Source organism: Sessilibacter sp. MAH3 (assembly GCF_054658275.1).
This window is the reverse complement of record NZ_BAAGIE010000032.1, coordinates 31830-43360: the sequence shown is the minus strand read 5'-3', so window position 1 is coordinate 43360 and position 11531 is coordinate 31830. Positions and strand designations below refer to the sequence as shown.

At 38.6% G+C, this 11531-nt stretch carries 15 protein-coding genes, 2 tRNA genes and 1 pseudogene; 9 read left to right on the top strand and 9 right to left on the bottom strand.

From position 1 onward, the window contains the following. Positions 1 to 106 precede the first annotated feature (106 nt). From ACYQ2C_RS16135 to ACYQ2C_RS16125, 3 genes are all read left to right on the top strand, one after another. Positions 107 to 307: a BrnT family toxin gene (locus ACYQ2C_RS16135; RefSeq protein ID WP_460104126.1), complete on the top strand. Its 201-nt coding sequence runs from the start codon at positions 107 to 109 to the stop codon at positions 305 to 307. Between the two features lie 87 nt (positions 308 to 394). After that, positions 395 to 592, top strand: coding sequence for a hypothetical protein (locus ACYQ2C_RS16130; protein WP_460104124.1), 198 nt, complete (start codon positions 395 to 397; stop codon positions 590 to 592). Continuing rightward, positions 579 to 767, top strand: coding sequence for a hypothetical protein (locus ACYQ2C_RS16125; RefSeq protein WP_460104123.1), 189 nt, complete (start codon positions 579 to 581; stop codon positions 765 to 767). Before ACYQ2C_RS16130 ends, ACYQ2C_RS16125 begins: the two co-directional genes overlap by 14 nt. 305 nt (positions 768 to 1072) lie before the next feature. On the opposite strand, the gene ACYQ2C_RS16120 is transcribed toward ACYQ2C_RS16125, so the two are convergent. Further along, complete coding sequence (locus ACYQ2C_RS16120) at positions 1073 to 1237, bottom strand: helix-turn-helix domain-containing protein (RefSeq protein WP_460104121.1); 165 nt, start codon at positions 1235 to 1237, stop codon at positions 1073 to 1075. Positions 1238 to 1432: 195 nt separating this feature from the next. Between ACYQ2C_RS16120 and ACYQ2C_RS16115 the strand changes: the two genes are divergently transcribed. The 3 genes from ACYQ2C_RS16115 to ACYQ2C_RS16105 all read left to right on the top strand — a co-directional run bounded on the left by ACYQ2C_RS16115 (position 1433) and on the right by ACYQ2C_RS16105 (position 2667). Next, positions 1433 to 1951 (top strand): YcxB family protein, encoded by a 519-nt coding sequence (locus tag ACYQ2C_RS16115; RefSeq protein WP_460104119.1) that lies wholly within the window; start codon positions 1433 to 1435, stop codon positions 1949 to 1951. Continuing rightward, positions 1938 to 2159: a protein-tyrosine phosphatase family protein gene (locus tag ACYQ2C_RS16110; protein ID WP_460104118.1), complete on the top strand. Its 222-nt coding sequence runs from the start codon at positions 1938 to 1940 to the stop codon at positions 2157 to 2159. The genes ACYQ2C_RS16115 and ACYQ2C_RS16110 overlap by 14 nt, the downstream gene beginning before the upstream one ends. A gap of 91 nt (positions 2160 to 2250) precedes the next feature. Beyond that, on the top strand, positions 2251 to 2667 hold the full coding sequence (locus ACYQ2C_RS16105) for a hypothetical protein (protein WP_460104117.1): 417 nt from the start codon (positions 2251 to 2253) through the stop codon (positions 2665 to 2667). 970 nt (positions 2668 to 3637) lie between these two features. On the opposite strand, the gene ACYQ2C_RS16100 is transcribed toward ACYQ2C_RS16105, so the two are convergent. Together ACYQ2C_RS16100 and ACYQ2C_RS16095 are read right to left on the bottom strand one after the other, a co-directional pair. Continuing rightward, the gene (locus tag ACYQ2C_RS16100) at positions 3638 to 3913 is read right to left on the bottom strand and encodes a Txe/YoeB family addiction module toxin (RefSeq protein WP_460104116.1); all 276 of its coding nucleotides are present in this window, start codon (positions 3911 to 3913) and stop codon (positions 3638 to 3640) included. Next, positions 3894 to 4166, bottom strand: coding sequence for a type II toxin-antitoxin system Phd/YefM family antitoxin (locus tag ACYQ2C_RS16095; protein ID WP_460052474.1), 273 nt, complete (start codon positions 4164 to 4166; stop codon positions 3894 to 3896). Before ACYQ2C_RS16095 ends, ACYQ2C_RS16100 begins: the two co-directional genes overlap by 20 nt. A gap of 468 nt (positions 4167 to 4634) precedes the next feature. On the opposite strand from ACYQ2C_RS16095, the gene ACYQ2C_RS16090 reads away from it, so the two are divergent. The 3 genes and pseudogenes from ACYQ2C_RS16090 (at position 4635) to ACYQ2C_RS16080 (ending at position 7404) form a co-directional block, all read left to right on the top strand. Continuing rightward, on the top strand, positions 4635 to 4853 hold the full coding sequence (locus ACYQ2C_RS16090; protein WP_460104114.1) for a hypothetical protein: 219 nt from the start codon (positions 4635 to 4637) through the stop codon (positions 4851 to 4853). Positions 4854 to 5080: 227 nt separating this feature from the next. Further along, a pseudogene (locus tag ACYQ2C_RS16085) lies at positions 5081 to 5813 on the top strand (SDR family NAD(P)-dependent oxidoreductase). A 991-nt stretch (positions 5814 to 6804) separates the two neighbouring features. Then, positions 6805 to 7404: a macro domain-containing protein gene (locus tag ACYQ2C_RS16080; protein WP_460052478.1), complete on the top strand. Its 600-nt coding sequence runs from the start codon at positions 6805 to 6807 to the stop codon at positions 7402 to 7404. Between the two features lie 50 nt (positions 7405 to 7454). On the opposite strand, the gene ACYQ2C_RS16075 is transcribed toward ACYQ2C_RS16080, so the two are convergent. The 6 genes from ACYQ2C_RS16075 to csrA form a co-directional block, all read right to left on the bottom strand. Next, positions 7455 to 8570 (bottom strand): PQQ-dependent sugar dehydrogenase, encoded by a 1116-nt coding sequence (locus tag ACYQ2C_RS16075; protein ID WP_460104112.1) that lies wholly within the window; start codon positions 8568 to 8570, stop codon positions 7455 to 7457. Between the two features lie 428 nt (positions 8571 to 8998). Continuing rightward, positions 8999 to 9232, bottom strand: a complete 234-nt coding sequence (locus ACYQ2C_RS16070) for a hypothetical protein (protein WP_460104109.1) — start codon at positions 9230 to 9232, stop codon at positions 8999 to 9001. A 144-nt stretch (positions 9233 to 9376) separates the two neighbouring features. Then, entirely contained in the window at positions 9377 to 9985 is a 609-nt protein-coding gene (locus ACYQ2C_RS16065; protein WP_460052482.1) for an alpha-ketoglutarate-dependent dioxygenase AlkB family protein, read from the bottom strand. 104 nt (positions 9986 to 10089) lie between these two features. After that, positions 10090 to 10166 (bottom strand) — tRNA-Arg (locus ACYQ2C_RS16060). Between the two features lie 579 nt (positions 10167 to 10745). After that, positions 10746 to 10836: transfer RNA gene (locus ACYQ2C_RS16055), tRNA-Ser, on the bottom strand. Positions 10837 to 11078: 242 nt separating this feature from the next. After that, positions 11079 to 11264, bottom strand: a complete 186-nt coding sequence (gene csrA / locus ACYQ2C_RS16050) for a carbon storage regulator CsrA (protein WP_460052484.1) — start codon at positions 11262 to 11264, stop codon at positions 11079 to 11081. Positions 11265 to 11531: the final 267 nt, after the last annotated feature.

Here is an 11531-nt window from a genome sequence, read left to right as displayed (position 1 = left end):
TTTATAGGCCATTTGTAGGTTCCTTTGTTTGGGGCAGTTTACCCTACAAGCTGGTACGAGATTATTAAACCACTACAAAATATAAATCACACCTGAGGGACTTTTAATGAATTTTGAGTGGGATGAAGATAAAAGAGAGTCGAATATTAAAAAGCATGGAATCGACTTTGTTTCGGTAATCTCAGTTTTCGATGATCCAAATGCAATTGAAGCTTATGACTATCTCCATTCGACCAGTGAAGATAGGTATCAAATCATCGGACAAGCTCGTCCGGGTATTGTTTTCGTTGTATATACAGAGAGATGAAGGCGATATTATTAGGTTAATTTCAGCTCGTAGAGCGGAACGGAGTGAAATTGCAAAATATCGTTCGTACAAGAGAGGGCTTTAAATATGGCTATAAAAAAATATACAAAAGAAGAACTTGAAAAAATGCAGGATAAGACCGATTACGAACGATTAAAGAATATGACTGAAAAAGAAGTTCGAGAAAATGCAAAGTCAGATCCTGACGCACCTTTACAGTCTGAATCAGATTTAGAGAAATTTAAGCCTGCGAAAAAAAGAGGGAATAAAAATGAAAAAGACTAAGATAACGAAAGACGACATAACTAGAAACAAAATTAAAGATAAAACCAACTGGAGTGATGTTATTAATAAATCACAAGACGTAGCGGATCATGAGGCATATTCTGACAAAGAGAATCCTGTGTTTAAAGGTAAAAAATTTAGTCGTATTAATCGCGACAAGGTCGTTCAGAAATAAACTTTTTGTTAGTTAATCGGCCACGTCTATCATAAGCGTTATACCGTTTACGGCGTTTCTTAGATGATTGTCTGAGATGTTGCCATAAGATACCTCCGTTACGTTTATCTTCCCAAATGCATTGATAAATATTTTCTTAGTTGATTGCGCATCTCAGTAATTTAAACCATCGAATATATCCAGAAATCTGTTCAGGTGACCACTTTTTAGCGAGCAATTCTTTTACGCATTGAAAATCGTCTTGAGTGACGCGTTTGTTTCTTCGAGATCGACGCCTTCAAGCGCGCGTACGTCTTTCAGCCTTACTAGGCCGATAAACTATCGGTCACATAACAACAGTTGCGCTTTAATTCTCGATATAGAGTTGAGAAATGACGCCCCATAAGTGTAGCAATCTTGCGAATGGATAAACCTTGCAACTTTAATGTTGAAAACGTTACTCTTTCTTCATAAGTAAGCTGGTTATACATACTGGACCATCTTCTTGGCGGGAGAGGAAAATTGTGTATTCCAGCTTGCTTTCTTTAATACAAAAAGTGTCGCGGTTAGTTTATGAATTCGCAAAACATAATAATTTTAGCCAGCCTCGCTCCTATGGTACTAGATCTCTGTTACGGCACTTCGTACCTACACTACAACAGTTACTAAAAGCGTTAACTTTAAGTATGGATATGATCACTAAATCATTTCAAAATAATTTTCAAAACCAATTCAAGGCTTCGCGTCAGATCTTCCACAAAACGACTGGCGCTAAGTTGTTTTATGGCTTTTTTATAGGCTTACCCCTGATTTTTATAATTTTAAAAATCTATGCAGGTGAAGGCTTTACTCAATTGGAGTTCGGTTTTATACCAACTTGGCTGCTGCTATTCTTGATGTTCGGCTACCCGTTGGTATTCACGCCGGCAATACAATATTTTCAGCTTCGAAAAGCATTTAATTCAAATCCTAGCGCACAACAGAAGCAACATTACGAAATATCAGAAAAGGGAGTTAAGATCTTCGGTGAGGGGTTCAGCGTAGAACTTGGTTGGGAGAATATTCCAAGAATTGAATTATCTAAAGATTTTGTACTTTTGTTTATCTCAAAAAATTGTGCCTATTACCTGCCCAAGCAATTTATCTCAAGTGATGAATATAAGCAGTTGTTAGCGTGGAAAAAGTTAACAAATGGGTCAAACTGATGCTGCCAACGGGTTAAATACAGTAATACACTGCCGAGCGGATATAGGTAGAACTGGTGTCGTAGCAGCAGGTGTATTACTGCATTGCGGTTTTGAGCCACAAGAATCCATCGAACATATATCTAAATGCAGGGGCGCCGCGGTACCTGACACTCAAGAACAAATAGACTGTGTGGTAAAAATTTTTGCAGCGCTATCAAATACTTAGCAAAACCAATCAAAATCGTGTGCTATGAGAACAGGACTTGCCAGAAGTCGTTAACCGTTGTCGGCAGCATTAAGCGTAAAAGGAATTCAATGTGAAATTAGAAACCCAAGTAACCGGCAATATTGGAATGTACTACGCTTGTTACAAACTTTCTTGTATGGGCTGGAATGTTATGCCGACAGCTCGGAATGCAAGGGGCATTGATATAATCGCTTACAACAAAGAAGGCACAGATTTTATCGGTGTTCAAGTCAAGGCACTTTCAAAGCGCAATCCAGTGCCTCTTGGAAATTCCCTTGATAAAATCATGGGTGATTTCTGGCTCATCGTAAACAATGTTTCAAAAGAACCCAATGTATTCGTGCTGCTTCCAGAAGAGGTAAAGTCATTAGCGCATCGCGGAGAAAAAGATGGTCGAGTATCTTACTGGCTGCAACCGACATCATACGATCTGCCGCAATTCAAAGAAGCTTGGCAGCGTATTGGATTTGGTCACGAAAGCTCCTGAATTCAAGCTCGAACTGCGAAAAAATAATTAGTGTTTATTATATATTTGCTCTGGCGTTTTATACTGCAAATATCGTTGGATTATTGATTAAGTTGCTTCGCAATGTAATTACATTGGTGTTGTGTTACAGATTTCATGCTTTGATTTTTGGGTAAATATTACCGAATTAAATGGCAGCGTTTATCTAGTGCAGCAAGTATTGCACTTGGCAAGCTTTCAAAAATTTAACATGCATGTTGTTCAGTTGGTTTTTTCTGCACACCAAATCATTCCTTAATACGTGTATAAGCTACAGAGGTGATGGATGGTGTTGGACTAGGTGGTGTAATTTTTCTATGGATATCGTTTCTATGGCCCATATTTGTGTCGGCAGCAGTAATCCAATTTACAAGCGTCACTGTTCGATCAGCCAAGTATTGGCTTGTAAGTATTGTAGGTGGTTATTTATCTGTTTGGTTATTGGGCCTAGTAACAAGCTATTTTGCAGCAAAGCTATTTCAAAATAGCTCGTTTCTGCAACCATTTTATGAAGTAACTCTAGTAGCACTTTTTTTAGCAGCCCCTGTAATAGTGGCATTTTACGCATCTAGGAAATTCAACTAACAGCACATGTTGTTAGATTGATATAGTACTTCATCCCCAAGCAACTACCAAAATAGATAAGGCAAGCCAATATTGGTCACGTTATAGGTTGAACTTTCTCAACAGAGCTTATCCCTTACTTAACAGCTGTTACATGTCAATTAGCTGGCATCATGAGCGAAAGGTTGTAGTGTTTAATATTGAGGTCCGAAATATCAAAAATAATTCCGAATGTATGGAATTGGATACGTCTTAGCAGACCTAGCTAGAAGGTGCCTCAAACTAATACGAGCAATTGGCAGAATAAAAATAAGCGTGTCCGTTTTATCGGAGCTAGAACAGCCAATTACGTTAAGTCGGTTTCTGTAGTTGAGGCTTTAGACCACATTCATTTAGTATGGTCGTCGTAATGTCCACCAATAGCAAAGATATAAATAGCGTTGTCGTCGTATTTATAAATCAGGCGATCTTTCTGTGATATTCGTCTGGACCAAAATCCAGTGAGGTTATGTCGAAGCTGCTCGGGTTTTCCCATGCCAACACCCGGATCATCTCTGAGCATTTCTTTTAGAAGCTTACACAAGGATTTGTGTAGCTTTTTGTCTTTGTCGCGAAGCTCTTCATAGATTTCCCAAGTTTTACCCTCAAATACCAGTGATCTCATTCATTTCCTCTTTGGTAGGGGTATAACCGGCCTTATTATTATGTGTTGCTAATGATTCAGCTATCTGCTTCATTAGGCTACTATTTTGCAAAACGTATAGGGTTTCTTGCTCTCTTTCCCAGTCGTCAGCGCTCATTACCACAAATGCTTCACCTGCCCGCCGAGTTACTTTAAGCGGCGTATGATTGGTAACTACTTGTTCTACAAAAGATTTTAATTTGTCTCTAAACTGGTTTACTGTAACTGTATCCATATTCTCCACCAAATGTACGGCAATTCCGTACAATTCTAGTTTGTATGCCCTATCAAGGCAATATACCTGAGGCTAAAAGCACCTTTCAATTTGCGTTTTACTTCGCTTTTAACGCAAATCGCAAATCTTTTTCGGCTTGAATAATCGCAGCCTAATATGTCTTTCTTTGTATATTTCTGTTGAATTTTACCACTGCGCTGTCTTTAAAATTGGTTGTTCTTGGTGGGTGAAGCTTCTGTGAACTAAAGCATTAAGTGGCTTTCTTAATAACCAATATATTGTCTTTTCCTTTGAAAAATTAATTCCGTTAATTCTTCATAGTAAGCGTTAAACTGTGATAAATTTTTAATTTATTGACTCGTATTTAAAGCGGTAAATTCAACAATGGAATGAAGATTGTTTGTATTTAAAATGTATAGAAAACTCTGATTAACCTAGAGTTTCCAGCGATACGAATGAAGTCAGCTAATGAGTGGACTGGAAGATGCTCACGAGCATTTGGTAGATCTCATCAGAGAAATGCAAGAGAGTGGCGAAATTGATGTTGAGTCATATGCTGTGTGTGTTGCGCATGTTTACGCGCATTTAAATCGCGCCTGGAACTCGCGTGAATTTAAAGGTGAGCTAAGTAAAAAACAATGGGAGGAGTTTCGCTCTTACCCAAAAGATTTAGAGCCCATCGCATAATGGAATATAACAACTTTAAGCATACTCGCCTTCCGCTAAACCTTCATTCTCCGTGGGTTAGCTAGTTATACATACTGGACCATCTTCTTGGCGAGAGAGGAAAAGTGTGTGTTCCAGCTTACCTTCTTTATGGTAAAAAGTATCGCGCTGGTTTATGAATTCACGCGGTTTATCCTAAGTTGCGAACGTTAACTGTCGTTGACACACGGCCTTTTGGGAAAAAGTTCATGAAAATTACTTTAGTCACAGGTGGCGGTAAAGGAATAGGCTTAGCGACAGTTAAGCGATTTGTTGCCCATGGATACATTGTTGTCGCCTGTGGAAGGCATTTTTCTGCTTGGACTGATGCATTAAACCAATACCCAAATTTAAAAGAAGTTGATTTTAAAGAGTGCGACATTTCATCTAAAAATAGCGTTATGGAGCTTTTTGAATATATCGCTAAACGCTATGGTTGCATTGATATCGCTATTAATAACGCTTCACCCAAAATAGCATCAGACGGTGAGTTCATGAACTGCGATCAAGATGCCCTCATAGAAACAATAAATGCAGATTTTTTAGGCCCGGTATTATGTATTCAGCAAGAATTAAAGCTCATGGGCACAGGTGGATGTATAGTTAACCTCAATAAATGGAATTCGTCCTACCCCAAACGCAGCAATGTATGGCGCATCTAAACATGGTATTGACAGTTTAACTCGCTCGCTGGCATTAGAAGCAATTTCTAAAGGTATCAGAATTAATTCAGTAGCACCGGGAACGACTTGGACGGAAAGGTGGGAAGAACGGGCAAGTGGCAATCCTAAATTGCGTAATGAAATAGAGACTTTAGTCCCTTCGCGTCGATTTGCTAAACCCGACGAAATAGCCGGAGCAATCGAATGGTTATGTTCGTCAGCAGCAGACTATGTAGTGGGACATACTTTGGTAATTGATGGTGGGCTATCTTTAAAATAAGCCCATAAATCCTGCTTGAGGCTTGTTCATGCCCAAATGCGAATCCTACAATTATAGGAATCGCTGATTATCTCATCCATGATTTAATCAGAGGGAAGTGTTTGAGAATAAACTCTTTGTATGTGTTGTATGTGGTAAAAAAATTCTGAATATACCTCACGAATCAGGGAAACCACATTTTTATTTTGATCTATCTAGTATATTACTCACCACCAGGTGGCTTACTCTTTAGCGGGATGTTATGAGCGTAGGCAGTATGAGAAAAATATTAGTGTCAATATGCGCAATTGTATCCGGTTTTCTTGCTTAGTATTTTGCGTTTTTCATCTTTTACGAGTCTTGGGTTCCGTATTACTACGAAGAATATTTATCACATATCTTTGTCGGTGTTAGTCTTTTTATAGTTCTTTTTCCTTTATTTCTAGCCCAATTAAATCTCTATAATAAAACTAAAATTGGCTATTATCGCACCTACACGTGCTTTGGACTGTTTATTCTACTGCTCTTCATAGCCATTACTGTTTATATGCTAAGTACGGGGTATTGGCTTGATAACGGTTCTGGAATATACAAAGTTGGCACCGCTTAAAATCAACTATAACCATCACTAATCGGAGCATTTAGCCTCGTGATTAATTGACACCAGCGCTCCACAGTAATGATTTTTTAGGTTTAATTTTTTGCTATAAGTCCATGGTGAAAACCTTTAAAATACTCATCTAAGTAAAAAGCCCTGAGCATTAGTATAGCTTTCCTAAAAGTACCTCTACACTTTGAATCTTAGTCATATTTTAATCTTTCCACCAAAATCTTTTTAAAGGTTAATATTAACTGAAGACCATGATTATAGAAAAATAAGATTATGATTTTTGGAAAACCACAGGCCGAGTACATCAAAAATCAATCAATATATCTGAGAGACTAATAGACATTAAAAAATAGTTTTTTACTTGCGAGCCACCAGATTTAGGAGTTATACGTAAAACGAACCATGAGCAACTTACCGAGCAAAATATATTTAATTGATGCCAATGAGGATTTAATTTCTGCGTGGCAAGAATCTTTTAGCGAGTGGGAATCTATAGAGGTATTTCATGGCGACTTTTTTAGCATTCCCGCAGACGCAATGGTCAGTCCCGCAAATAGCTTTGGGTATATGGATGGCGGTTTGGATCTTGCGATACGTTATGAATTAGGAGATATCGTTGAAGAACGAGCACAGGGAGCTATTTTAAACAATCACCATGGTGAGCTTCCTGTGGGTGTTGCAGAAATTATAGAGACAGATAATAAAAAATGGCCTTTTTTAATTTGTGCACCAACTATGCGAATTCCTACAAATATTTCTGAAACCTTAAGTGCGTATTTAGCATTTCGAGCTATTCTTTTGGAAATCGTCAAATTTAATAAGCTGAATGGCCCACGTATAAACTCTATTGTTTGCCCTGGTCTTGGCACTGGCATAGGAAGAATGCCCCCTAAACGATGCGCGGAGCAGATGAGAATGGCGTATTTTCACGTATCAAATCCGGCTAAGATACCAGGGGCTAATGAAGCTCGTAGCACTGAAATAAAACTTAGAAACGCTTAACAACTTGCGTAAAGGAAGCTCTGATTAATCCAGAGTTTCCTTTCATAAAACTATTTAGGCGATACCTGAATTAACTTACCTTCTTGTTCATCAGTTAGTACATAAATCAATCCGTCTGGGCCAACGCCGACGTCACGAACTCGCTCATTTACATCTTTTAAATACTCGAATTGTTCGCCCGGAGTATTGCCATTCATTGTTACGCGATGTAGGTGTCGGAACTTGAGAGAGCCAACCAGAAGGTCACCATTCCACTCTGGAAATTTATCGCCGCTATAAAATGTCATGCCGCTGGGCGCAATGGATGGCACCCAATAAATAATAGGTTGCTCCATGCCTTCTTGATGGGTTTTATCTGAAATGGTGGCGCCGCTGTAATCAATTCCGTAGGTAATAACAGGCCAACCGTAGTTTTTGCCCGATTCTATCAAGTTAACTTCGTCACCACCGCGAGGACCATGCTCCATTGCCCAAATATCGTGGGTTTCTGGATGAATCGTTATGCCCTGAACGTTACGATGCCCATAGCTAAAAATTTCTGGCGCAACGCCGTTTTTAAACGGGTTATCGTTAGGAACAGAGCCATCTGGGTTGATGCGAACAATTTTACCTAGGTGATTATCGGTGTTTTGCGCTTGGTTCAAAAACTTATAGCGGTCACCCAAGGTAATTAATAATTTCTGGTCTCGATCAAAAGCTAGACGGCAGCCAAAGTGATAACCGTTATCTACCAAGGGGTTGGCAGTAAAAATAGTGGTTACATCGGAAACCGCACTCTCTGTTAACTTAGCTCGCGCGACACTGCTGCTTGAGCCACCATCACCCGCTTTGGAGTAACAAAAATAGATGGTCTGATTGTCGCTGAAATGAGGATCGATAGTGATCCCGAGCATCCCGCCTTGGTTGTCGTTTACAACTTCTGGGACGTTTTTAAGGGGTTCGCTCAGGCCGTCTTTGAGTGAGTAGCGACGAATGTAACCTTTATCTCGCTCGGTGATCAGCATATCGCCATTGGGTAGAAACGCCATTGACCATGGATGCTCTAATTTATCGGTTAAAGTCTTGGCAGTAACCTCTGACTGGGCTTGACTAAGAGAAGAGACCGCTGCTACAGCAATACCCACGGCGATTTTGAATTTGTTAACTTTCACACCAACGTTCAGCATAATTCCCTCTCAGTTCGACAAATTAACGGGTTTTGACATTAGCCTAAGACTTTAGTTCGGACAAACGTTTGATTTGAGAGTCCGTATCACGGATTCTTGTAGACTGATGACTAAAAGAAATGGCTAGATTTATTATGGGTCAAGGATGGTCGAACGGAGCTTTTATTGCGATTAAATGTTAAGAAAAAAGACACATGAATTGATCAGATTTAATTGACGATGAAATTTATTTCTCTTACAAGAAGCCACATAATCTGCGTATCTTGTAATGGAAATACCTCTAAATTAAATCGACTAAATAATCTATCAATGTATAAAGCATTCACCAACAAATAGTTATACGCATTTATTTAAAGACTTAAAACAATTTCTTCAATAAATGCGCTGTTAGGTTTATAAAGATAAATAATTTAAAAGCAAAGATTTGATTAAATTATTTCTAGTAGCTTTAAAGTTGGCCCATTGAATAAGCATGTGTCGGTATAGGTCAACGCAACTTCTAAATTGGCAACTTTAGCCGTCAATGCAGCCGAATAAACCTTATCGGAAAAAGTTGAAGATTGCAGCTCTACGCGCACTTCTGATTTTCTATCACACGTAGTATCTGGAATATTTGGCGACACTTTTATATAGATGGTACCTGAAGATTCACTTACACCCACAGACTCAATGGTATAACGACCACCACCTGCACTCGATGTAACACTAAAGAAAGAAATAAACTAATTAATGTAAGAGAAACAATTTTCATAACTAAATTCCTAAAATTAAAAACGCATTAAATCTACGTTTTCAAATTCTGGAAATCAATATGCAATTGTTCGAAAAGTAAGGTTGATTCGAGCAGGATGAACGGTCTTAGTGGGAGGCAATCTGTGCAACCAATGAGATTGAGTTTCGCCTTTCATAACCAATAAGCTGCCATGTTCTAAAACTTGAGAAATGTTTTCTTGCGTTACTTTATGTTTAAAAGAAAATTTTCTTTCAGCGCCAAACGTTAATGAAGCGATAGCGCCATTTTTTTGCAGGTCTTTTTCTGCATCACTGTGCCAAGCCATTCCTTCACTGCCATTGTGATACAAATTTGCTAGACAAGAATTATAAGTCTCTTGTGTTTGCTCTTCGGCGAATTTTTTTAACTCCAATAAAACAGGAGTCCACTCAAGAGCTTGGCGAGTAATTTTTGAATAGGTATAGCGAAACGGACGATCACCATACCAGGCGATTTTTCGTTTGGTCGTTAGGTGTTTGCCATAAATAATCGCGTTGTCATTTACCCAATGTGTTGTATTCAATAAAGTCTGAAAATATTGATCTGCTTGACCACGAGACAAAACTACACCGTAGTAATTAGCTTCACCATCTTTCGGTAATAAATTTATTGGGTATTGATCTAGAGAATCAAATAAATCCATAACAGTAAAATTAAACGTTAAGAGTGTTCAATTACTTAATGATAGATTTATGTAGAAAGATTTATAAGCTGTGAATTTTTGTGAAGTAAAGACAACTTAAGAAATGGCGCACTCGGAAGGATTCGAACCTTCGACCGCTCGGTTCGTAGCCGAGTACTCTATCCAGCTGAGCTACGAGTGCGTTTCGTTGTCTTCCCTGTGGAAGAGGCGCGTATATTAATGACGATTTTCAGCTCCGTCAACACTATTTTTGAAAATTATTTAATATTTTTCGAGTTAATTCAATTGAATACTTACACTAATTTATTTTTAAACAATTCGATTAAACGATGAGCCGAAAAATTAACTCAATCTATTAGGGAAAGCTCCAAGATTAACCAAAGACACCCGGAATAATGCAACACAATTATCGAACCGTTCAGACTCGGTCTAATTCTCCGTAAATAAATTGCTAAATGTTGGAACAGTTTTCCTACATTTGAGGTGCCAAACTCCAAACCAGTGGACTTTACGAGCTAGCTCCATGGCCCGCTTTGTAGACCAGCTTCTATATGGCCACTGTTAGAGCACCCACTCATTCAAGCTTGCCGGCGAAAGCCAAAATACTTCTTGAGAGAAACTTAGCCGTTCGCTACGAAGCAACTAAAATAATCGATATTATTGAAATAGAGAAATCCACAGTAAATAGATATTTCTGTGTATTAGTGGCCTTGAGGGAATGGTAAAACTATAGATGAAAGAAAATGGAGATGAGAGAAAATGGCGGAGAGGGAGGGATTCGAACCCTCGATACCGGGTTAGGGTATACTCCCTTAGCAGGGGAGCGCCTTCGGCCACTCGGCCACCTCTCCAAAATGTCGCGGCATAATACCACAAACTTTGAAATTTCAAAGACTTAACTGCAATTTAATTACTCTTTTATGTGAGTGAATTAAATTTTGAAGAAACTACGAACAAATTAACGCAGTTTTGATCACTTCGTAATAGAAGTGATCAAAACAAAAACTCTAACCTACTGATCGCTGTGTGAGACTTCCTATCAATATAGGGCGAAAAGCATTTAGGAGAATAGTAATTCTAAATTAGGTGAAACCTATTTTTCTTGCTCTTGCTCTTTTTCGCGCTGAATACGCTGGTAAATTTCTTCGCGGTGAACAGCAATTTCTTTGGGTGCGTTAACACCAATTCGAACTTGGTTACCTTTAACACCCAAAACCGTTACTGTAACTTCATCACCAACCATTAGGGTTTCGCCAATACGGCGAGTCAAGATCAACATGGGTAATTCTCCTTTATTCTCCCTGCTTTATTTATAGAAGCTTTTTCTGCACACCAATCGGATATCCATAGATTTCTTTTTGACTCGAAAGTCAGTAGCTGCAGAGTTCCTATAATCGGCCACGAATATATGATCGCGAATTAAGCAAGATTAAGCAGTTTTTAGGTTAATTTCCTCTTTACGTGCCCGGTTTTACAAAATCTTACGGTAATGGACTGGAAATTAACATTCTCACACAGTTTTTGTTAGCTCTGAAAGGAAAAACTC